The organism is Burkholderia sp. Bp9090 (assembly GCF_003857985.1).
Lineage (GTDB): Bacteria > Pseudomonadota > Gammaproteobacteria > Burkholderiales > Burkholderiaceae > Burkholderia.
In genome coordinates, this window is sequence record NZ_QTPV01000011.1 from 154,631 (window position 1) to 177,781 (window position 23,151).

13 protein-coding genes are annotated in these 23,151 nt (G+C 70.0%); all 13 read left to right on the forward strand.

The features are described 5' to 3' along the window. Positions 1-39 precede the first annotated feature (39 nt). Positions 40-6,084 (forward strand): SDR family oxidoreductase, encoded by a 6,045-nt coding sequence (locus tag DIE16_RS13615; protein ID WP_124892446.1) that lies wholly within the window; start codon positions 40-42, stop codon positions 6,082-6,084. Further along, on the forward strand, positions 6,081-10,274 hold the full coding sequence (locus DIE16_RS13620; protein ID WP_124892447.1) for a cytochrome P450: 4,194 nt from the start codon (positions 6,081-6,083) through the stop codon (positions 10,272-10,274). Before DIE16_RS13615 ends, DIE16_RS13620 begins: the two co-directional genes overlap by 4 nt. Positions 10,275-10,294: 20 nt before the next feature. Continuing rightward, positions 10,295-11,680, forward strand: coding sequence for an NAD(P)/FAD-dependent oxidoreductase (locus tag DIE16_RS13625; RefSeq protein ID WP_124892448.1), 1,386 nt, complete (start codon positions 10,295-10,297; stop codon positions 11,678-11,680). Then, on the forward strand, positions 11,677-12,393 hold the full coding sequence (locus DIE16_RS13630; protein WP_124892449.1) for an ABC transporter ATP-binding protein: 717 nt from the start codon (positions 11,677-11,679) through the stop codon (positions 12,391-12,393). Before DIE16_RS13625 ends, DIE16_RS13630 begins: the two co-directional genes overlap by 4 nt. Then, entirely contained in the window at positions 12,390-13,799 is a 1,410-nt protein-coding gene (locus tag DIE16_RS13635; RefSeq protein WP_124892450.1) for an ABC transporter permease, read from the forward strand. Before DIE16_RS13630 ends, DIE16_RS13635 begins: the two co-directional genes overlap by 4 nt. Before the next feature lie 51 nt (positions 13,800-13,850). After that, on the forward strand, positions 13,851-14,630 hold the full coding sequence (locus tag DIE16_RS13640) for an outer membrane lipoprotein-sorting protein (RefSeq protein ID WP_124892451.1): 780 nt from the start codon (positions 13,851-13,853) through the stop codon (positions 14,628-14,630). Beyond that, entirely contained in the window at positions 14,627-15,955 is a 1,329-nt protein-coding gene (locus DIE16_RS13645; RefSeq protein WP_124892452.1) for a hypothetical protein, read from the forward strand. Before DIE16_RS13640 ends, DIE16_RS13645 begins: the two co-directional genes overlap by 4 nt. A 16-nt stretch (positions 15,956-15,971) precedes the next feature. Continuing rightward, on the forward strand, positions 15,972-16,388 hold the full coding sequence (locus DIE16_RS13650; RefSeq protein ID WP_124572060.1) for a DUF4345 domain-containing protein: 417 nt from the start codon (positions 15,972-15,974) through the stop codon (positions 16,386-16,388). Beyond that, positions 16,381-17,535: a triacylglycerol lipase gene (locus tag DIE16_RS13655; RefSeq protein WP_260434379.1), complete on the forward strand. Its 1,155-nt coding sequence runs from the start codon at positions 16,381-16,383 to the stop codon at positions 17,533-17,535. The genes DIE16_RS13650 and DIE16_RS13655 overlap by 8 nt, the downstream gene beginning before the upstream one ends. Before the next feature lie 3 nt (positions 17,536-17,538). Next, the gene (locus DIE16_RS13660; protein WP_124892453.1) at positions 17,539-18,564 is read left to right on the forward strand and encodes a lipase secretion chaperone; all 1,026 of its coding nucleotides are present in this window, start codon (positions 17,539-17,541) and stop codon (positions 18,562-18,564) included. 423 nt (positions 18,565-18,987) lie between these two features. Beyond that, entirely contained in the window at positions 18,988-19,764 is a 777-nt protein-coding gene (locus DIE16_RS13665; RefSeq protein ID WP_124487617.1) for a Crp/Fnr family transcriptional regulator, read from the forward strand. Between the two features lie 140 nt (positions 19,765-19,904). Next, on the forward strand, positions 19,905-22,304 hold the full coding sequence (locus tag DIE16_RS13670) for a bifunctional diguanylate cyclase/phosphodiesterase (protein WP_124892454.1): 2,400 nt from the start codon (positions 19,905-19,907) through the stop codon (positions 22,302-22,304). A gap of 20 nt (positions 22,305-22,324) precedes the next feature. Continuing rightward, positions 22,325-23,062, forward strand: coding sequence for a TenA family transcriptional regulator (locus DIE16_RS13675; RefSeq protein WP_124892455.1), 738 nt, complete (start codon positions 22,325-22,327; stop codon positions 23,060-23,062). Positions 23,063-23,151: the final 89 nt, after the last annotated feature.

A 23,151-nucleotide genomic window follows, 5' to 3' on the forward strand; every position in this document is an offset into this window, starting at 1 on the left:
CCTGCCCGTAATGACAAGTTCTCGATAGGCAGGCGATCCATGTCGAATACCAGCATGCGCGGCAAGCTCGTTCTCGTGACGGGCGGTGCGAAAAACGTGGGCAAGGCGATCTGCAGGCGTTTCGCCGAGCAGGGCGCGCACGTGATCCTGAATTTCTTCCACTCGCTCGACGCGTCGAAGCAGACGGCCGACGAACTGCGCGCGCTCGGCGCGACGGTCGACGTGATCCGTGCGTCGGTCGCGCAGCAGGCGCAGGTCGACCGGATGTTCGACGAGATCGAACGGCGCTACGGCCGGCTCGACGTGCTCGTCAACAATGCGGCGTCCGGTGCGCTGCTCGGCGTCGACGAGATCGGCGCCGAGCATTTCGATCGCGCGCTCGACACCAACCTGAAGGGCGCGTTCTGGTGCGCGCGCCGTGCCGCGGCGCTGATGGCGCGCTCGGGCGGCGGCGCGATCGTCAACGTGTCGTCGGTGGGCGCGACGCTCGTGCCGGCGAACTACCTGGTCGTCGGCACCGCGAAGGCGGCGCTCGAATCGCTGACGCGTTATCTCGCGGTCGAGTACGCGGGCCGCGACATTCGCGTGAACGGCGCGTCGTCGACGCTGATCGACGGCGACGTCGCCGCGCAGTTTCCGGACCCGGAGAACACGAAGCGCTCGAGCATCGCGGCGACGCCGCTGAAGCGGCTCGCACGCGCGGAGGACCTCGCCGATCTCGTCGTGTTTCTCGCGTCGGATGCGGCGCGCTGGATCACGGGGCAGGTGGTCGTCGCGGACGGCGGGCTGTCGCTGTGCAGCGAAGGGTTGTCGCCGCGCGCGGAATGGGCGGGCGCGGCGCGTGCCGAGGGCGCGGGCGAGGCGGCGCCGGCCGCGGCGCCGCCCGTCTCCGTGAACGCGCAGCGGGCCGATGGTCCCGCCGCGCCACCGGACGACGCGCCGGACAGCGACGACATCGCCGTGGTCGGCATGGGTCTCGCGTTGCCTGGCGCGAGCGATCCGGACGCGTTCTGGCGCGCGCTGCTCGACGGCCCCGAACTGTTCGGCAACGTGCCGCCGGATCGCTGGGATTACCGCTCGTTCTATTCGCCCGACACGTCGGCCGAGGACAAGAGCTATCAGTCGCGCTCGGTCTTCATCGAGCAGTTCGAGCCGTGCCCGACGGTGCGCGCCGAACTCGACGCGGGTACCGCGCCGCACGAGCTGACGACGCTGTGGCTGCGTCACGCACTGTGCCAGTCGCTCGACGGCGTGACGCTGCGTGACGCCGACCGCGTGGCGTTCCTCGTCGGCTACACGGCGGACGGCAGCCAGCATCTCGAGGAGGGGATGGTGCTGGCCGCCGCGCGCGAACGCCTGAACGCGGTGCTGATCGAGGCAGGCGTGGACGCGGCCGAGCGCGAGCGGCGCGTGGCCGCGATCGATGCGGTGCTGAGCGCGCGTTATGCGCGCGGCGCCGGCGATCTCGCGTCGTTCTTCCCGCACCGGGTCGGCCTGAACGCGATGCAGGGCGTGCTGCCGGACGACGCGCAATGCATGATGGTCGACACCGCGTGTTCGTCGTCGCTGTATTCGATCGATCTCGGGATCAAGGCGCTGCTGCTCGGCAAGCAGGACGTGGTTGCGTGCGGCGGCGCATTCGCGCTCGCGCCGCGCGGCTCGGTCCTGTTCTCGAAGCTGCACGGGCTATCGCGCAGCGGCGAGGTGCGGCCGCTCGATCGCGACTGCGACGGCGTGCTGTTCGCGGACGGCGCGGGCGTCGTGATCCTGAAGCGCGTCGCGCGGGCGCGCGCGGACGGAGACCGCATCCTCGGCGTGCTGAAGTCGTTCGGCTCGTCGTCCGACGGCAAGGGCAAGGCGATCTACGCGCCGAATTCGGCCGGCCAGCGCATCGCGATCGACCGCGCGTATGCGCGCACCGCGACGGTGCCGGCCGACGTCGACTGGGTCGTTGCGCATGCAACGGGCACGCCGGCCGGCGATCTCGCGGAATTCCAGAGCCTGCGCGACGCGATCCGGCGCGACCGTCCGGTGCAGGTGACGTCGAACAAGTCGCTGGTCGGGCATACGGGGTGGGCGGCCGGCGTCGTGTCGGTGATCCAGGTGCTGCTCGGGTTGCGGCATCAGGTGATCCCGCCGCAGCACCGCTTCAGCGAGCCGCCGCCTGAGTTCGACATCGCCGGCACGAACCTGCGGATTCCGGTGGCGCCGGTATCGTGGCCGGTCCGGCGTGAATCGGCACGCGTCGCGGCGGTGTCCGGGTTCGGCTTCGGCGGTACGAACGGTCACCTGATCGTGTCGGAATACCGCGCGGATCTGCCTGCCGGCGAGGCGAGCGGACGGTTCGAGCGCGAACCGCTCGCGATCGTCGGCTGGTCCGCGAAGTTTCCGGGCCTCGACGGCGACGCCCAGGTCGCCGCGTGGCTGCGAGGCGAAGGCCGTGCGCCCGACGCGAGCTTCGGAACCGGCTACCCGCTGCCGAGCTTCGCGCGCGTGAAGATGCCGCCGGCGGTGCTGCGCGCGCTCGATCGCTGCCAGCTGATGGCGCTCGACGCCGCGCACGACCTGCGCGAACGCCTCGGCACGTTCTGGCACGCGCATGCGGACACGATCGGACTCGTGATGGGGCACATGGGGCCCACGCGCAATGCGGCGCTCTACGCGAGCCGCTGCTATCTCGACGACATCGCGGCCGCGGTGCTCGACGCGACGCGGCCGGACGAACGCGCGGCGACCGAACGCGTGCTGGCCGGCTTGCGCGAGGCGACGAAGCAACTCGTCGCGCCGACGACCGAGAATTCGTTTCCCGGAATGATGCCGAACGTGATCCCGGCGCGCGTCGCGAACTATCACGACCTGCACGGAATGAACATGACGGTCGATGCGGGCCACGCGTCGACGCTCGCGGCATTCGAGGCGGCCGAGCGTTTCCTGTGCAGCGGCGAACTCGACATGGCGATCGTCGGCGGCATCAACGGCAACTCGGCGGAAGAGGTGCGGCCCGCGTTCGGGCTGCCGCTCGCGGAGGGCATCGTGCTGTTCGCCGTCACGACGGTGCGGCGTGCGCAGGCCGAAGGGCTGCCGGTGCTCGCGGTAGTGGGCGGCGGCGACGCGAGGGCTGCTGTCGAACCGGCTGCGCCGTGCGATGCGACGGGCCGCGCGGTCACGTATGCGGGGGCCGACTCGGCGATCGACGTGCTGCGCGCAATCGTCGCGCGCGATGCCGGCACGACGCTCACGCGCGACGGCCGCGGCGACCGCGCGCGCTACGCGCTGCACGTTGCATGTGAGCCGGCCGGCCCGCACGGGACCACGCCGCACGAGCCGCATCGCGACGCGCTGCGTGTGCCGCCCGCCCATGCGACGGCGCCGGCCGCCGCGACCGCGCAACCGGCCGCATCGACAACCGCGGCGACCGCACCCGTTGAACCCGGCACCCTGATACCCGGCCCGCTGCGCCGGACCGGCGTCGCGGCCGACGGCGAGCCGCTCGGCGTCGCGCGTTACCGGATCGAATGGCGCGACGCGCCGTGGCGGCCCGCGGGCCGGTCGACGCCGTTCATCGCGCCGCGCTGTGTGATCGTGACCGACATGCCGGACGCGCTGGCCGCACAGGCCGCACACGCCGACGCGGGCCCCGGCTGCGTGGTGCTGTCGACGCGGCCGTTCGCCACGCACAGGCCGGGCTGGCACTGGATCGAGCGGATCGACGCGGCGGCGCTCGATTTCCTGCCCGACGACATCGGCCACGTGCGCGTGCTCACGTCGCTCGACGCCGGCACGCTCGCACCGGGCGCAGCAGCGCCGGCTGCGTCCGCGCGGCTCGCGCTGCACGACCTGGCGTTCCTCGCGATCAAGCGCTGCCATGCGGCACTCGAGCGTGACGGCAGCTTGATCGTATTGCTGCTCGACGCGCTCGCGGGCGACGTGCCGCATCCGGATGCCGGCCTGTTCACGGGCCTCGTGAAGGCGCTGGCGATCGAGATGCCGGAAGCGCGCCCGGTTGCCGTGCTGACCGATACGCGCGCGCTGCCGGACGCGATGCGCGACGCGGAGCGGGAAAGCGGCGCCCGCCACTGGCTGCCGGTCGTCGCGCTGGGCGCCGGACGGCGCCGCACGCCGCGCGTGATCGCGGACCCGGGCGAACTGCGCGCGGACGAGCGGCTGTCGCTCGGCCAGGATTCGGTCGTGGTCGCAGTCGGCGGTGCGCGCGGGATCACCGGCGAGCTGATGAAGACGCTCGCCGCGCAGGTGCGCCCGACGCTGTACCTGATCGGCAGCAGCGCGCTGGACGCGATCGACGCGGAACTGCTCGCTATGGATGACGAAACGTTCACGAAGAGCCGTCCGGACTACATCCGCCAGCAGAAGGCGCTGCATCCGCAACGGTCGTTGCCCGAGATCATCCGCGCCTTCGAGCGGCGTGCCGACGCGCGCACGGCCTGCATGAACATCGAGGCGATGCGCGCATTCTGCGGCGCGCACCGCGTGACCTACTTGCGCGCCGACGTGCTCGACCCCGACAGCGTGAAGGCGGCCATCGACACGATTCTCGCGCGCGAGCCGCGCGTTGACCTGCTGGTCAACGCGGCCGGACTGAACCGTTCGGCCTCGGTGCGGGTGAAGTCGCTGGACGATTTCGTCGCGGTGCGCGACATCAAGGTACGCGGCTACTGGAACCTGCGCCGCGCGTTCGGCGCGCGGCAGCCGCGCCTGTGGTGCAACTTCGGCTCGTTCATCGGGCTGACCGGGCAGGCGGGCGAAACCGACTACGCGTCGGGCAACGACTTCCTGAACACGCAGGCGTCGTATCACCGCGCGGTGCTCGGTCACGACGAATTCACGATCGGCTGGACGCTGTGGCGCTCGGTCGGGCTCGGCGCGAACCCGGTCACGCGCGCGTTTCTCGAGAAGAGCGGGCTGTTCACGAGCATGCGCACCGCGGAGGGGCAGCATCACTTCATGCGCGAACTCGGGCTCGGCGAGCGCGCGGCGATGTCCGTGCATCTCGGCGACGCCGAGCGACGCGCGATCGAAACGCACCTGCCCGGTTACTTCGACCTCGACGAAGGCGCGCCGGCCGCCGTCGCCGCGTCGCGCGATCCCGATTTCTATCTCGGCGCGGAACGCGCGCGGACCGACGACAGCGTGACGTTCGAGCGCGTGTTCGACCTCGAGCGCGACGCGTACCTGCAGCATCACGTCGTCAACGGCTTTCCGACGCTGCCGGGAACCTTCGTGCCCGAAGTGGCCGCCGAGGCCGCGCTGCGGCTCGTGCCGGGGCTCAAGGTCGTCGGCTTCGCGGACGCGGCATTCCTGCACTTCCTGCGTGTGTACGACGCGAAGCGGCCGAGCGTGAAGCGCATCCACGCGCGGATCGCGTCGCGCGACGGCGACGCGGTGCACGTGCGCGTGCGGATTTCCGGCGACGTGCTGGCGCCGGGCGGCCAGGTGCTCGTGCGCGACAAGCCGCACTTCGAGATCACCGTGCGCCTGGCCGACACCTACGCGCCGGCGCCGGTGTGGCACGAACCGGCAATGGCGAAGTTCACGCCCGTCGCCGATCCGTATCACTTCGATGCGGCGCCGGTGCGGCTGACCGGCATGTTCGTGTCGACGACCGACACCGGCATGAGCGACGCGGGCAAGCAGGCGCGCTTCCGGCTGAACGTGCCGGACGGCGACCCGGTGTTCTCGCGCTTCGTGGTGCCGAGCATCCTGCTCGACGGGCTCGCGCGCGTGGCCGCGCTCGATCACGTCGCCGGCGACTACATTCCGCTCGCGGCGCCGATGTCGATCGGCCGCATCGATATCTACGAAGCCGGCAACGACTGCGAGCTGGCGAGCCGCCACACGTCGATCGCGCTGCGCGTGAGCCCGCGCGCGTTCGCGCTGGAAGGGCCGGCGAGCAGCGGCAACCGGTTCGTCGCGGTGCGCCCGGACGGCAGGATCCTGATGCAGATGCGCGACGTGACGGGCATCGTGATCGGCTACGTGCATCGCGTGACCGGCGCGTTCGCCGCGCGCGGCGAGATCGACGCGCAACTGGCCGGGCGCGCGCCTTCCGAACAGGTGTCCGCATGAGCATGAAGCGACTCGCGCCCGGCCCGCGCGGCAGCGTCGTGATGGGCAACCTCGCGGCGTACAAGCGCAATCCCGTCACGATGCTGCTGAAGCTGCAGCAGCAGTACGGCGACATCGCGCGCAACCGTCTCGGCCCGTTCCTCACGCACGCGCTCGCGCATCCCGATGGCGTGCAGCACGTGCTGCAGGACAACCACCGCAACTACGTGCGCGGCCGCTTCTACGACAACTTCAAGATGTTCTTCGGCGACGGCCTGCTGACGACCGACGGCGAGTTCTGGCGGCGTCACCGCCGCGTGGTGCAGCCGCTGTTTCACCGCAAGCAGGTCGAGTCGCACACGGCCGCGGTCGGCGCTGCGGCGCTCGCGCTCGTCGAGGAGTGGCTCAGGCGGCCGGCGCATGCGCCGTTCGACGCCGTCGAGGAAATGATGCGCGTGAGCCTGCGCATGCTCGGGCTGATGCTGTTCAACGCGGACATCTCGCGGCATGCGGACGACGTCGGGCCGGCCGTGCGCTTCGGCATCGCGGCGATGATGCCGCAGGGCAACCTGAACGATTTCGTGCCGCGCTGGATGCCGACGCCGTTCAATCGCCGGATCGCGCACGCGCGCCGCGGGATCGACACGATCGTGGACGCGATCGTCACCGAGCATCGCGCGGGGCGCTCCGACACGAGCGACGTGATCTCGCTGCTGCTCGCCGCGCGCGACCCGGACACAGGCGCGCCGCTGACCGAGCGCGAGGTGCACGACGAGGTGATGACGGTGTTTCTCGCCGGCCACGAAACCACCGGCAGCGGGATGGCGTGGGGGCTCTATGCGCTCGCGCAGCATCCGCAGGTGTTGCGCCGCTTGCGCGAGGAGCTCGATGCGGTGCTCGGCGGCCGCGCGCCCGATGCGGCGGATCTCGAATGCCTGCCGTACCTCGCGCAGACCGTCGACGAGATCCTGCGCCTGTACCCGCCGATCTGGGGCTTCACGCGCGATCTGGTCGACGACGACGAGATCGGCGGTTATCACGTGCCGGCCGGCTCGTCGGTGTTCATGTCGCCGTACGTCACGCATCGTCATCCGGCGCTGTGGGCGAACCCCGACGCGTTCGATCCGGAGAACTTCGGATCGCATGCGCCGGAGCGCCACAAGTACGCGTACTTTCCGTTCGGCGGCGGGATGCGCAAATGCATCGGCTATCAGACCGCGTTGCTGCAGATGCGCGTGCTGATCGCGGTGGTGGCGCAGCACGTCGACCTGAGCGCGGTGCCCGGTCATTCGCTCGACACCGGCGCGACGATCTCGCTGCGTCCGCGCGACGGGATCCGGTTGATCGCGAAGCCGCGCTTGCGCGAGCGGGTGTCCGCGGGGCAGGCCGGGGGGGATGCAAGCGCGCCGGCTGTCAGGACATCGGTGTGTCCGTTTACGGGCACGCAAGCGCTGGGGGCTACGTCGTTGCCGTTGCCGTTGCCATCGCCATCGCCATCGCTGTCGCCAACGCCAACACCGACGCCAGCGTCAACGCCAACGCCAGCGCCGACGCCAACGCCGACACCGACACCGACACCGACACCGACACCGACACCGACACCGACACCGACACCGACACCGACACCGACACCCGGTGCCGAGCAACCGGCGAGCGCGGCATCACCCACGCCCGTTCATTCCGCCGGCCCCACGCTGTCCCCGGACGTGCTGGCCTTTCTGCAACGCGACGCGATCGCGGACGACGCGCCTCAGCGTACCGACGCCACGCCGACGCACCGCTTCACATGGCGGCCGGTCGAGATCGAGCCGCTGCCCGACCTGCCGGCGGCCGAGCTGAGCGGCAAGCGGATCGCGATCGTCAACGGCCGCGGTCGCACGGTCGAGCGCGTGGTGGCGACGCTCACGCGCGCCTGTGCGAAACCGGGCGTGTTCGCGCCGGCCGACGGCGTCGATCCGGCGGCCGCCGCGAGCGCGTTCGTCGCGCAGTCGGGGCCGTTCGACGGGGTCGTCGATCTCGGCGTCGAAGCGCCGTTCTCGCTCGACGCGCGCGATCAATGGGAAGCGCCGCTGCGCCGCACGGTCGCACTGCTGCAGGCGTGCTACGGCGACTGGTCGCAGGAAGAATCGACGTCGCGGCTGTTCTATCTGGCGCTCACCTGGCAGGACGGCCTGATGGGGCATGGCGACGGCCCGCTCGTGCAGCCGCTCGGCGGACTGTGGGCCGGCCTCGCGAAGACGCTGCCGCAGGAACTGCCGAACTGCAACGTGCGCGTGCTCGACATCGCGCCCGACGAAACGGGGCGCGTCGACCAGCTGGTCGCGCGCGAACTGTACCGCTGGGGACGCTTCGAGGTCGGCCACCGCGGCGGACGCCGCCATACGCTCGTCGCGACCCGCGACGATCTGCCGGCCGACGCGGCGCCCGACTGGGCGCCCGACGACGTCGTGCTGTTCTCGGGCGGCGCGCGCGGCATCGGTTTCCTGGCCGCGTGCGCGCTGGCAAAACGCCATCGCTGCACGGTGGTCGTCACCGGGCGCGATGCGTTGCCCGCCGGCGACGAGCCGTGGCTCGCGCTCGACGACGCGGGCTTCAAGCGCTACGGGCTCGAGCAACTGCGCCAGGCGACGCCCGGGCGATCGCCGAAGGCGATCCGGGATGCGCTGCGGCAGCTCGAACGCCGGCGCGACCTGAAGGCGTCGCTCGACGCCGTGGCCGCGCTCGGCCTGCCGGTGCACTACCGCGTATGCGACGTGACCGACGCGGATGCCGTGCGCACGCTGTGCGACGCATTCGGCGACCGGCTGCGCGCCGTGATCCACAACGCGGGCATCGATCAGCCGGTGCGCTTGCCGCGCAAGAGCGCCGACGAGTTCATCGGCACCGCGCGCGTGAAGGTGCTCGGCTTTCTCAATCTCTACGCGGCGGTGCGCAACCGGCCGCGCGTCGACTGTTTCGTCAACGTCGGCTCGCTGACCGGCCGCTGGGGCGGAATGACAGGCGAGATCGACTATGCGGCCGCGAACGAGGCGCTGGCGCGGCTCGGCTGGTGGGCGCGGCGCGACGCCGGCGAGCGCGTCGTGAGGACGATCGCGTGGCCGACCTGGGACGGTGTCGGGATGATCACGAACCTCGCCGTTACGCGGCGCTACGTAACGCCGATGCGAATCGACGAAGGCGTGCGCCACTGGCTCGCGGAACTCGCGGCCCCGGCGAATCCAGCGAATCCAGCGAATCCAGCGACATCCGGCAGCGGCGAGCCGATGTACATGGGCGCGGTCGGCCGCGCACTGACGCCGATCCAGCTGCGCGGGTTCGACGCGGTGGAAGGCTTGCCGAACCTCGGCGAACTCGCGACGCGCCGGCATCACGCGGGCGCGCCGCGACGCTTCCGGCCGTTCGCTTGCTTCTCGACGCGCTATCGCACGGCCGGCGCACCGTACACGCATGCCTTCCGCGTCGACGGTCGCGCGGCCGTGCCGGCGTCGCTGCTGCTCGAGCACGCGCGCGTCGTGGCCGACTGGGTCGCGCCGCCCGGCGGCGAGCGGGCCTGCCTGCAGGAAGCCGTCGACATCACGATCGCGCTCGACGCGCTCGCCGACGCGCTCGACGGCCACGGCGATCTCGCGCTCGACACCGACGTGAGCGGCCGCATGGTGGCCGACGGCTGGCACGTGACGGTGCGCTGCGCGTCGCTTGCCGGCCGCGTGCTGCTCGATGCGACGTTCGTGTACCGCAGTCATCCGCCCGGCGGCACGACCGTCGCGCTGCCGCGCGAGACGGAGGACGGCCCGGCCCGGCGGTCCGCACGCGCGAGCTGGCGCGACGACCTGTTGCCCGAGGCCCGATGGAGCGGCGGCATCGCGCAGGCGAAGGCCGCCGACCCCGCCGCGCTGTGGGGTGTACAGGGTGTGCAGGGTGATGCAGGGCGCGTGCCGTGTCCGCAGCTGTGGCTGCCGGTCAATCACCTGGAAAACGTGCTGCGCGTGCTGCTCGGCGCGTGGCCCGCCGACGGCGAGCCGCCGCACGCATGGCGCATCGGCCGCATCGTGTTCGGCGCCGCGCAGGCGGGCGACGCCGACATGCTGCTGCGCTATCCGGACGATCGCTTCGCGATCGCGGATCGCGCGGGCGCATCGATCGCAGACCTGTACGACGCGCGGCTCGCCGGCGCGACCGACACGCAAGCCGTGACGGCGTCGGCTACTTGAACGGCAAGAGGAGGTTCACCATGACGGAGCGCAACGACGGCGCGCGGTACTGCATCATCGGCGCGGGCGCGGCGGGCATCACCGCCGCGAAGAACCTGCTCGCGGCCGGCATCGGCTTCGACGTGATCGAGCGCGAGGACGACGTCGGCGGCAACTGGTACTACGGCCGCCCGAGCGGCGCGGTGTATCGCTCGATCCACATGATCAGCTCGAAGCGGTTTTCCGAGTACACCGACTTTCCGATTCCCGACGACTATCCGACCTATGCACGCGGCGACCAGGCACTCGCGTATCTGCGCGCGTACGCGCGGCGCTTCGGCGTGTACGACCGGATCGAGTTCGGCCGCTCGGTGCTCGAGATCGCACCGGTGCAGGGCGGCACGCAGTGGCGCGTGGAACTGGATCGCGGCGAGGTGCGGACCTATCGCGGCGTGATCGTCTGCAACGGCCACCTGTCGCATCCGCAACTGCCCGACTATCCGGGGCGGTTCGACGGGCTGCAGCTGCATTCGTCGCAGTACCGCACGCCGGAGATCTTCGACGGCAAGCGCGTGCTCGTGGTCGGCGCCGGCAATTCCGGCTGCGACATCGCGGTCGAGGCGTCGCATCGTGCGCGCGCGGTCTTCCACAGCACGCGCCGCGGGTACTACTACTGGCCGAAATTCCTGTTCGGAATGCCGGCGGACGAGTGGGCGGAATGGCCGCTGCGGCTGCGCATGCCGCTCTGGGCGCGGCGCTATTTCGGCGAGCGGCTGCTGCGCCTGACGACGGCCGGGCAACCCGAACACTACGGGCTGCGCAAGCCGGACCACAAGCTGTTCGAATCGCATTTCATCATCAATTCGACGCTGTTCTATCACCTCGGACACGGCGACCTCGACGCGCGGCCGGACGTGCGCGAACTGAAGGGCGATCGCGTCGTGTTCGTCGACGGCAGCGAGGAGGCGATCGACGTGATCGTGTACGCGACCGGCTACCAGCCGAGCTTTCCGTTCATCGACCAGGCGCACCTGCAATGGCGCAAGCCGCAGCCGTCGCTGTACCTGAACCTGTTCGACGCGCAGCATCGCGACCTGTTCTTCATCGGGCTGTTCCAGACCTCGACCGGCAACTGGCCGTTGATGGACTACCAGGCGCAGCTGCTCGCCCGCTACCTGCATGCGCGCGACGCGGCGCCGCGCAAGGCCGCGCGCATCGACCGGCTGATCCGGCGCGGCCGCTCGGACTGGAGCGGCGGCATCGCGTTCCATCGCACGCCGCGGCACGTGATCGAGGTCGAGCATTTCGCGTACCGGCTGCAGCTGCGGCGGCTGATACGCGGGTTGCCGGCCGTGCCCGGCGGTGCGGGCGCGGACGCATCGAAGGTGGCGCCGGCGCACGCGGTGCGCGCGGGAGGTGCGTCGTGAGCCTCGTGCATGTCGAACACCTGTCGAAGACCTACCTGCTCGACAGCGTGCGCGTGACCGGGCTCGCCGACGTGTCGGCGACGCTCGACGCGGGCCGCTTCACCGTGCTGAGCGGCCCGTCGGGCAGCGGCAAGACGACGCTGCTGAACCTGATCGGCTGCATCGACCGCCCCGACAGCGGGCGCGTGACGATCGCCGGTCACGACACGGCGTCGCTGTCGGACGATGCGCTGTCGGATTTTCGCGCGCGCCATGTCGGCCACGTGTTCCAGACCTTCAACCTGCTGCCGGTGCTGTCCGCGTACGAGAACGTCGAGTATCCGCTGCTGATGGCGGGCTGGTTACCCGCGCGGCGCGCGGCGCGGGTGCGCGACCTGCTCGGCGCGGTCGGCCTGGCCGACAAGGCGCGGCACCGGCCGAGCCAGCTGTCGGGCGGCCAGCGCCAGCGCGTCGCGATCGCGCGTGCGCTCGCGGCCGAGCCCGCGATGGTCCTCGCGGACGAACCCACCGCGAACCTCGACAGCGCGACCGGGCACGCGATCATCGCGTTGATGCGCGCGATCCAGCGCGAGCGCGACGTGTCGTTCATCGTGTCGTCGCACGATCCGGAGGTGGTGAAGGTGGCCGACGCCGTGATCCGGATTCTCGACGGCCGCATTGTCGGCCACGAACGGGCCGGCGACGACACGGCGACGCAGGAGGTGTACCGATGACCCATACGCTGATGCTCGCGCTGCGCAACCTGCACCGCAACCGCCGGCGCTCGCTCACCACGCTGCTCGCGATGATCGTCGGCGTCAGCGCGATCCTGTTGTTCGGCGGCTTCAGCCGCGACATCACGCTCGGCCTGCAGACCGACTTCGTGCAGCGCAGCGGCCACCTGCAGATCCAGCGGCAGGGCTATTTCCTGTACGGCACGGGCGACCCGGCCGCGTACGGGATTCACGGCTACCCGGCGCTGATCGAACGATTGCGGCACGACCCGCAGCTCGCGCCGCTGCTGCAGGTCGTCACGCCGACGCTGCAGTTCGGCGGGATCGCCGGCAATTTCGCGGCCGGCGTGTCGCGCACCGTGATGGGCTTCGGCGCGATTGCGGACGACCAGTACCGGATGCAGCAATGGAACGCCTACGGGTTCCCGCTGCAGCCGCGCACATTCGCGTTGCGCGGCAGCGCCGGCGACGCGGCGATCGTCGGCCTCGGCGTCGCGCGCGTGCTGCACCTGTGCGGCCCGCTGCGCGTGCCGGATTGCCGCGATGCGCCGCCGGGCCCGGCCGAGCCGGCCGCCGACGGCCCGGCCGCGACCGCGCCGCCCGACGTGCTCGCGCTCGCACAGGCCGAGGCCGGCACGCGGCCGGCCGCCGACGGCGCGCCCCATGTCGAAGTGCTGACCGCGAGCGCGGGCGGCGCGCCGAACGTCGGCCGCTTCTCGGTGGTGAAGGCGGACCAGCAGGGCGTGAAGGAACTCGACGACGTGTATCTCGCGGTGCACCTGCCGCAGGCGCAGCGGCTCGTCTACGGCGGCGCCGCGCCGCGCGCGACCGCGATCGAGATCCAGCTCGCGCGCACGGCCGACCTGCCGGCGGCACGGGCGCGCATCGAACAGCTGCTGCACGGCGGCTTCGACGGACAGGCGCTCGACGTCGTCGATTTCGCGACGCTGAACCCGTTCTACGACCAGACCAACCGGATGTTCTCGGTGATCTTCGGCTTCGTGTTCGTGCTGATCAGCGCGATCGTGCTGTTCGTGATCAGCAACACGATGAGCACCGCGATCATCGAGCGCACCGTCGAGATCGGCACGCTGCGCGCGATGGGCATGCGGCGCGGCGGCATCCAGGCGCTGTTCGTCTGCGAGGGCGCGCTGCTCGGCGTGGCCGGCGCGTCGCTCGGCGTGCTGGTCGCGCTCGCCATTGCCGCGATCGTCAATCGCAGCGGGCTGGCCTGGACGCCGCCCGCGCGGATCGACGCCGTCGCGCTGACGGTGCGCGTGTGGGGCGAGTGGCGAACCATCGCCGTCACGTTCGCCGGGCTCGCGTGCGTGGCCGGGCTGTCCGCGTGGCTGCCGTCGCGGCATGCGGCGCGGCTGTCGATCGTCGATGCGCTGCGGCACGTGTGAGGTCGCCCGATTGCCGCGTTTTTCGTTCACTTCACTTTCGGGAGAGCGCCCGTGCGTCGCCTGTTCGTTTCATGCTGTCTGAGTCTTTCGTTCCTGGCCGGCGTCGCGCGTGCGCAGCCGGCGCCCGATCCGCAGAAGGTGCTCGCCGCGAGCGACGCGATCCGCACGCCGGAGAAATCGTTCGTGCTGACCGCGACGCTCGTCGAGTACCGGTCCGGCAAGCAGGTCGACGGCAATACGCTGTCGATCCATTCGAAGCCCGACGCGCCCGGCGGTGCGTTCCGCACGCTGGTGCGCTTCGTCGCGCCGGCGCGCGACACGGGCAAGCTGATGCTGAAGAACGGCAACGACCTGTGGTTCTACGATCCGGCGAACCAGGCCAGCGTGCGGATCTCGCCGGACCAGCGGCTGCTCGGCCAGGCCGCCAACGGCGACGTCGTGACGGTCAATCTCGCGCACGACTATACGGCCGCGCTGAAGGGCGTCGAGGACATCGTCGACGGTGATCGGCAGACCCGTCGCGCGTACCGGCTCGCGCTCGCCGGCCACGGCGACGGGCTCACGTACCGCCGCATCGAGATCTGGATCGACGCGGCGAACAACCGGCCGCTGAAGGCACGCTTCTATTCGGAAAGCGACCGGCTGCTGAAGACCGCGTTCTATCGCCGCTACACGATGCAACTGGGCGTCGAGCGGCCGACCGAGACCGTCATCGTCGACGGGCTCGACAGCAACTGGGTCACGGTCATGCGTTTCTCCGACTACGCGTGGCGCGACATTCCCGATGCATGGCTGCAGCGCGACTACCTGTCCCGCTTCCAGGCGCAATGACGGCGCGGCGCCGAGGCCGGATCGCGGCGCTCGCGTTCGTGCTGCTGCCTGCGCTCGTGCGTGCAGCGGATGCGGGTGGGGCGGGTGGAGCGGGTGCGGCGGATGGCGCGGCCGGCGTCGACGCGGCCGATGCCGCGGCGCTCGCGCTGGCCGACCAGCCGGCCGCGACGCCCGCCGACACCGCGAAGCCGTGGAAGCTGAACGTGCAGGACGCGCTGCGCGCGAGCCGCTATCGCGACGGCGGCGAGGCCGGCCGCAACCAGCTGTCGATCGAGTTCGAATACGGCCAGTGGCTGACGCCGTCGTTCGCCGCGCATTTCTCGATGCGCTTCGACCGCTTCGATCCGCTCGGCACGTCGCGCACGTCGTCGCGCGACGTGGCGCTCGTGAAGGAAGCGTATGCGAGCTGGCGCGCGTCGCCCGCGTTCGTCGTCGACGCGGGGCGCGTGAACGAGCGGCTCGGCGCGGCGATCGGCTACAACCCGACCGACTTCTTCCGGGCCGGGGCGGTGAGTCTCGACGTGCCGCCCGATCCGGACAGCCGGCACACGAACCGGCTCGGCACGGTCGGGCTGCGCGCACAGCAGGTGTGGGACTCGGGCTCGCTCGCGGCGCTGCTGTCGCCGCGGCTCGAGCGCCGCAGCCTGCCGGGCGATCCGGCCGCGTCGTCCGACCTGCAGCGCACCAACGGCGTCGACCGCTGGATGCTCGTCGCGAGCCAGCGGCTCACCGCGGCGATCCAGCCGCAATGGATCGTCTACGGCGAAAGCGGGCAGGCGCCGCAGTTCGGCCAGAATCTGAGCGTGCTGCTCGGCAACTCGGTGGTCGCGTACCTCGAATGGACGGGCGGCTACCGGCGCTCGCTGATCGCGCGTGCCACCGGCGCGGCCGACGATCGTGCGTTTCGCACCAGTTCATCGGTGGGCGCGACGTGGACGCTGCCGGTCGACCTGTCGCTGACCGCCGAATTCCAGAGCAACGGCGGTGGCGCTAACGCGGCGCAATGGCGGTCGTTGCAGCGCGCGAACCCGCTCGCATGGGGCCGTGCGGTGCAGACCTCGATCGCCGCGCAGGAACTGCAAACCCGTCACGGCGTGTTCGTGATGGCGGCGTGGCGAAATGTCGGCGTGCGTCGCCTCGACCTGTCGGGCTTCGTGCAGGCCGATCTCGGCGGCGGCCGGCAATACTGGCTCGAGTTGCGGCGGCGTTTCGACCGCTTCGACGTCGCGCTGCAATGGCTGCATCAGGGCGGGCCGTCGTGGAGCCGCTTCGGCGCGATGTCGGAGTCGACGAGCGTTCAGGTGCTGGGCATTTTTTATCGATGACGCAAGGAGAATTCGAATGAGCAAACGCGCGCTTCAGGCGGCGACCGCCGTGCTTGCGCTGGTTCCGACGATCACCGGAGTGCTCGGCATGATGGGCATCCATGATCCGCTGTACGCGTCGCTCGGCATCGCGCTGCCGGCCGACGCGACGCTGGACGGCAACCTGCGTTTCCATGCGGGTGTCTGGCTCGGGCTCGGGCTCGCGGCGTTTTCGGTGATCCCGCGCATCGAGCATCAGGGGCGGCTGTTCGCGACGCTGTGGATGATGATCTTTCTCGGCGGTATCGGGCGGCTGATTTCGCTCGCGGCGCTCGGGCTGCCGTGGCCGCCGTTCGTCGGCTTCACGGCGCTCGAAGTCGTCGGCGCGCCGCTGTTCATCGCATGGCAGCGGCGCATGGCCGCGCATGCCGCATGGGAGCACGCGAATGCATGACTTCGACATCGACCAGCGCATCGCGCCGCGTCGTCGCGCCGATGCGGCCGTGCGGGGCATCGCGGCAGCGTTCCTGCACGCCGTGGCGGCGCGACGCGTATCGCTCGGGTACGCACGGCTCATCGCCCGTATCGCGCTGCTCGCGTGGGTCCTGCTGGGCCCGGCGCAGGCCGGCGCGCAGACGGCCGTCGACGACTACGCGGCGACCCGCTATCCGATCGTCCTCGTGCACGGGTTGACCGGGACCGACGACTATTTCGGCGTCCTGCCGTACTGGTACGGCATCCAGGCCGATCTTCAGCGGCATGGCGCGACCGTCTACGTCGCCGACCTGTCCGGTTTCCAGGGCGACCTCGGCCCGAACGGGCGCGGCGAACAGTTGCTGGCCTACGTCAAGCAGGTGCTCGCGGTCACGGGCGCGGCCAGGGTGAACCTGATCGGTCACAGCCAGGGCGGGCTGACGTCGCGCTACGTGGCGTCGGTCGCGCCCGCGCTCGTCGCGTCGGTCACGACGATCGCGACGCCGCACCGCGGCTCGCAGTTCGCCGATTTCGTGCTGGGCGCGCTGAAGCTCGACCCGACCGGCCTGTCGACGCCGATATTCGGTGCGCTGCTGAACCTGTTCGGAATCCTCACCAGCGACACGCACAACACGAACCAGGATGCGATCGCGGCGCTCAACGCGCTGAGCACGCCCCATGCCGCGCAGTTCAACCAGCTGTTCCCGAGCCCGGGGCTCGGCGCCGGCGCGTGCGGCACCGGCGCACCGGTCGAGACGATCGGCGGCAACGTGCATCTGCTGTACTCGTGGAGCGGGGCCGCGTATCAGCCGGTATCGCTGCTCGGCATCGTGACCGGCGCGGTCGACACCAGCGTGATTCCGGTCATCGATCCGGCGAACGTGCTGGATCCTTCGACGCTCGTGTTCCTGACGGCCGGCAACGTCATGGCGCTGGCCGGCGCCGGCCCGAACGACGGTTTCACGTCGACCTGCAGTGCGCGGTTCGGCACGGTGATTTCGACGCGCTATCGCTGGAATCACTTCGACGCGATCAACCAGCTGCTCGGCGTTCGCGGCGCCTATGCGGAAGACCCGGTCGCCGCGCTGCGCGTGCAGGCAAACCGGCTGAAGCAGCAGGGCGTCTGAGCGATGGAGGTCCGGACCACGCTGTCCCGCGCGGTGTTGTACGGTGCGACCGGGGCGATCGCCGCGGCCGCCGTTTGGCACGCGTTCGGTCGTCAGGCTGCGTCGACGGCTGCCGTGGCCGCCACGGATACCGCGCCGCCCGGCCACGCCGCGCCGAGCGGTGCGGCGGTGCTGCGGCCGGTGCTTGCCGTGTCGGATGTCACGCTGCCGGCATCGCTCGCGGGCGCGCGTGCGCCGCGCCTGCCGGTCGGGCCCGGATGGCGCCTCGCGCACGCGCATGCGGTGCGGGAATTCTTCGATTACTTTTTGCTTGCGCAGCATGACCTGACGCCCGCGGCGCTCGATGCGCTGGTCGCGCACGAAATCGCTTCGCAGCCGATCGGCGAGCCGGCCCGCCGCGATGCGCTCGATCTGTGGCCGCGCTATCGCGCGTGCATCGCCGCGTTCGACACGCTGCCGGGCGCGCTGCCGGCAGGCGCCGGTCTCGATCCGGACGGCATCGCAGGCGAACTCGAGCGGCGTGCGGCGCTCGCGCGCCGCTGGCTCGGCGACTGGAGCGCGCCGTTCTTCGACGCGGAATTGCGGCGGCAGCGCGGCGATCTCGACCGGATCAGGATCGCGCGCGATCCGACGCTCGATGACGCGCAGAAGCGCGCACGCCTCGCCGCACTCGATCAGGCGTTGCCGCCGGACGAGCGCGACGCACGCGAGCGCGCGGCGCGCCAACGCGATGCGCTTGCAACGCTCGCGCGGCTCGACGGCCAGCGCGCGACGCCCGATGCGCTGCGTGCGCAGCTCGGCGCCGAAGTCGCCGCGCGCGTCGAGCGGATGCAGCAGGGCGACGATGCGTGGCGGGCACGCTATCGCGATTACGCTGCCGAACGCGACCGGCTCGACGCGCAGCCGCTTGCGCCCGACGCGCGCGATGCGCGGCTCGCGCAATTGCGGCGACGCGACTTCCCGGATCCGGCGGACGCATTGCGGGCCGCATCGCTCGACGCGGGCCGGGCCACGGCATCGGCGCACTAGCACCCGTCTCGGACGTGCACGCCGTCACGGCGCTCACACCTGACGAGGGAGAAGTGTGGGATAACCCACACTTTCCGCATTCTTTTCGATTCGGGAATGATTTTAATTTCCAGTGTAAATCGCATTACCGCGCATTGACATTCATGCGCCGTTTTCAATGATTCATTGCGCAATCCGTTTTATATGGGTGGGATTTAAATCGCCAATTTTTTATTGACAATGCAAGTATCTTCGGATGGCGAGCCGAACTGTCAAATTACTTCATGTAACAAAAGCGGAGTGTCGCGTACGGTTGGGCTGCGTGATACCTTTTTGCTCAATGTCACCGCGTTGAAAAGGCGGAGAAACCGTTAAACCGGTGCGGTGAAAACAGCAGGAAGGTCCGGTGGCCGAGGGGCAGGGATACAACGTACGAGGTGCGCCGTGATACATCAGGCCAACAACGTCATCGAGTTGCCGCATGCACTTGGTGCCAATCATTTCCTGTCAGCGCTCGACGGAATTAACCGTTCCGAATTGGCGCCTCATCTGATGCTTTCGAATCTCGAGACCGGCCAGGTGCTGTGCGATGCCGGCGAGAATCTGGAGGCCGTCTATTTTCCGGTGACGGCGGGCATTTCCCTGCAATACACGGCGGGCGGCAAGACGACACTCGGCGTGACGGAAATCGGCCGCGAAGGCATCGTGTGCGACGACGTCATCGGCAGCGCGATGCAGCGCCGCGTCGTCGTCTACCGCGGCGGGTTCGCGTACCGGCTGTATGCGCGCCGCTTCGCGGACGCGTGCGACGTGTCGGCGGCGATCCGGCGGCAGGTCTTCGTGCGGATGCAGCTGGCGTTGTCCCAGGCGTCGCAGGTCATGTTCTGCAGCCGTCATCACGTGATGCGGCAGCAACTGGGCCGCTGGCTGCTGATCGCCTACGAGCGCGCACGCAGCATCGAAATCCCGGTCACGCACGGCATGCTGGGGCAGATGCTGGGCGTGCGCCGCGAGACCGTCACCGATGCCACGCGGCAGCTTCACGAGCTCGGCCTGATCCATCAGCATCGCGGTGCCATCGTGCTCACGGATCTCGCCGGTCTCGAACGGCAGGGCTGCGATTGCCATCGGGTCGTGCGCGACGAAACACGCCGCATTCTCGCGACCGATGCCGGTACGGATGCCGGCGCCGAGTTGTCGCGCCGCGTCCGGACGACATAGTCGCCGGCACCGCGTCGTGGCGCGATGGCATGCACGGCGGCGCGGCGCGCAAAGGGAACGGGGAGGTGCCTGGCGCAGGCGGTGCGGCGACGCGTCGGGCAGGCGGCATCGACAAGAATCAGAAAAACAGTCATTCAGGTATGGAAAACATTTCGAAGCTCCAGAGTCAGCGCAGCTCGTTCCACGTGTGGCCATGGAGTCCGGCGCTCGGCATCCTGCCGATCGTCGTCGTGGTCGTCGCGCTGGCCGGGTTCGTCGCCGTCAGCCTGATCGTGATCATGTCGTTGCGCGTGTACGTCGGCGGCGAAAGCAGCTGGTCGAAGGCGCAGAAGGACGAGATCCTGCTGCTGAGCCGCTACGGGCAGACCGGCGACGAAAAGCTGTTCGACGAATACCTGGCGGTCGACCGGACCCTCACCTTCCTCGGCGCCGCGCGCCGCGCGATGACCAGTACGCCGCCGGACCACGGCGTGGCGCGCCAGGCGCTGATCGAGGCGGGCATCAATCCGGTCGATGCGGCGGCGGTGGTGTGGTTCTACCCGATCCTGAGCAGCTTCGCACGCCTGAACGCCGCGTTGCAATACTGGGAGGACGCGGACCGGCAACTGGTCGACCTGCGCAGGATCGCCAACGCGCTGCACGCGTCGGTGCATGCGGACGACGTCCGGCGCACGAGCAGCCTGAACCACGCGATCTGGGATCTCAACGCGCACATCGAACCGCTGCCGAAGCGCTTTTCCGACGAACTGAGCGCCGAATTCCGCTCGGCCGTCATCCAGCTGTTCCTGTCGTACGTCGTGGCCTCGCTGCTGATCATCCTGCTGTCGGTGCGGTGGGCGAGCCGCGCGCAACGCCAGCAGGTGTCGATGCAGACCGAGCTGGACCGGAGCCAGGCATTCGCGGCAGCCGCGCTGCGCTCGGTCGCCGATGCGATCGTCACGATCGGCCTCACGCGCGGTATCGAGACCGTCAATCCGGCGGCCGAGCAGCTGCTCGGCACGTCGTCGCGGCAGTGTGTCGGCAAGCCGATCAACGACGTGCTGGACCTGATCGACACGTCGACGGGCATGTCGATCAAGCTGCTCGCGTCGCTCGGCAACCGCAGCGACCCCACGTTCACCCGCGATCTCGACCTGATCCGCGTGTGCGGCTCGGCGGTGTCGGTGCGCGCGTCGCTGTCGAAGATGGACAACGCCGCGGGCCGCTGCGTCGGCTACGTGCTGATCCTGCGCGACATGACGCGCGAACACCAGTTGATCGAGAAGCTGACCTGGCAGGCGTCGCACGATGCGCTGACCGGCCTCATCAATCGCACGGCGTTCGAGCGACGCCTGGGCGACGCGCTGGCGCAGCGCGGCGGCGGGATGCTGCTGGTGCTCGACCTCGACGGCTTCAAGGAAGTCAACGACGTGTGCGGCCACGCGGCCGGCGACGCGCTGCTGCGCGACGCGACCGCGGTGTTCGCGCGCAGTCTCGGCCACGACGACGTGTTCGGCCGGCTGGGCGGCGACGAATTCGGCATCCTGCTGCCGGCCGGCAGCGACGGCGCGCCGGACGGCGGCAAGGCGGAACGCCTGCGCGCGAGTCTCGAGGACTTCACGTTCCTGTGGGAAGGCGAGCCGTTCAAGCTCAGCGTGAGCATCGGCGTGCTGGATCTCGCGTGCCGGCCCGAGAGCGTCGAGAAGGCGATGCAGATGGCCGACGTCGCGTGCTACGTCGCGAAGGATCGCGGCCGCAACCGCGTGCATGTCGCGGATTCGCGCGACATGCATTCGAGCCGCCAGGCGTATCACACGCAGTGGAGCCGGCGCGTGAAGACGGCGCTCGAGACGAATTCATTCCAGTTGTATGCGCAACCGATCGTGCCGATCCAGCCCGCGCTCGGCGCGCGGGAGCGCGCGGAGATCCTGCTGCGCATTCCGGACGCCGACGGCAAGCTGATCTCGCCGGTGTTCCTGCCGGCCGCCGAGCGCTACGGCCACATGACGATGATCGACCGCTGGGTCGTGCGCACCGTGATCCGGCGCCTCGCGCGGCTAGAACAGCGCCGCTACGTCGAATACAACGTGAACCTGTCGGCGATGTCGATCACCGACGAGCGCTTCGTGGAGTTCGTGATCGCCGAACTGTCGGCGTCGGGGCTCGACCCGTCGCTGCTGTGTTTCGAGATCACGGAGACGAGCGCCGTGCGCAACCTGGAGGTCGCGTCGCGCTTCATGTGCGAGCTGCGCGACCTCGGCTGCCGCTTCGCGCTCGACGACTTCGGCGCCGGCATGTCGTCGTTTTCGTATCTGCGCCAGTTGCCGATCGACTACCTGAAGATCGACGGCGGCCTCGTGTCGACCATGACGTCCGACAGCATCAAGCGCGGCATCGCGTCCGCGATCAACGACATCGCGCACGTGATGCAGTACCGCACCGTCGCCGAGCACGTCGAGGATACGGCGACGGCCGAGATGCTTCGCGCGCTGGGCGTCGACTATTGCCAGGGCTATTACTTCAGCCGCCCCGCGCCCTGGCAGGAAGGGGGATTCCATTGAACCAAGCGAGGAACGAACGCATGAGTGCTCCATTTGAACTGACCGGCGACCTGATGGACCTGGCGAGCTATCCGGCCTGGCTGCGCGACGTGGTCGGCGCGACCGACGAACTGAAGGCGCGCGTCCGTGCGCATCCGGTGTTCGCGGCGATGAGCGGCGGGACGCTGCGCGCGTCGCAACTGCGCGCATTCTTCGTGACCGGCTGGGCGGTGGTCAGCCAGTTTCCGGAATACATGGCGATGAACCTGGTGAAGACCGCCGCCTACCGGTCGCGCGGCGACGAGAAGGCGCGGCGCTATCTGATCCGCAATATCCGCGTCGAGCAGAACCACGTCGATCACTGGGCCAACTGGGCGGCGGAATCGGGCGTGACGATCGACATGCTGCTGGGCGGCGACGCGCCGCTGGCCGGATTCTCGCTGAGCCACTGGTGCTGGAAGAGCGGCAGTACCGACGCGCTCGCGCCGAGCATCGCCGCGACCAACTATGCGATCGAGGGCGTGACGGGCGAGTGGAGCGCGCTGCTGTGCGCATCGCCGTACGAACGGCAGTTCGATCCGGCCGTGCGGCATCGCGCGATGCGCTGGCTCAAGCTGCACGCCGACTACGACGACCGGCATCCGTGGGAGGCGCTCGACATCGTCGCGACGCTGCTCGGCCAGTCGCCCGCGGCGCGCGACGTGCGGGACGTCGAGACGTCGATCCGCAAGAGCCTGAGCTATTTCCTGACGAGTCTCGATTGCTGCATGCATGTGTAGTCGCCGGCGTCGCGCGCGCGCGGGTTCGTGCGGGCCGCACCCGGCCGTTCCGGCTGGAAGGCGGGCCGGCGTGACGTCGCGATGCGCCG

What these genes read in the sequence shown, in the direction of transcription:
- DIE16_RS13660 (WP_124892453.1), top strand. Translation starts at nt 17,539, where the DNA reads ATGGAGGTCCGGACCACGCTGTCCCGCGCGGTGTTGTACGGTGCGACC.
- DIE16_RS13675 (WP_124892455.1), top strand. Translation starts at nt 22,325, where the DNA reads ATGAGTGCTCCATTTGAACTGACCGGCGACCTGATGGACCTGGCGAGC.
- DIE16_RS13645 (WP_124892452.1), top strand. Translation starts at nt 14,627, where the DNA reads ATGACGGCGCGGCGCCGAGGCCGGATCGCGGCGCTCGCGTTCGTGCTG.
- DIE16_RS13650 (WP_124572060.1), top strand. Translation starts at nt 15,972, where the DNA reads ATGAGCAAACGCGCGCTTCAGGCGGCGACCGCCGTGCTTGCGCTGGTT.
- DIE16_RS13625 (WP_124892448.1), top strand. Translation starts at nt 10,295, where the DNA reads ATGACGGAGCGCAACGACGGCGCGCGGTACTGCATCATCGGCGCGGGC.
- DIE16_RS13670 (WP_124892454.1), top strand. Translation starts at nt 19,905, where the DNA reads ATGGAAAACATTTCGAAGCTCCAGAGTCAGCGCAGCTCGTTCCACGTG.
- DIE16_RS13620 (WP_124892447.1), top strand. Translation starts at nt 6,081, where the DNA reads ATGAGCATGAAGCGACTCGCGCCCGGCCCGCGCGGCAGCGTCGTGATG.
- DIE16_RS13655 (WP_260434379.1), top strand. Translation starts at nt 16,381, where the DNA reads ATGCATGACTTCGACATCGACCAGCGCATCGCGCCGCGTCGTCGCGCC.
- DIE16_RS13615 (WP_124892446.1), top strand. Translation starts at nt 40, where the DNA reads ATGTCGAATACCAGCATGCGCGGCAAGCTCGTTCTCGTGACGGGCGGT.
- DIE16_RS13635 (WP_124892450.1), top strand. Translation starts at nt 12,390, where the DNA reads ATGACCCATACGCTGATGCTCGCGCTGCGCAACCTGCACCGCAACCGC.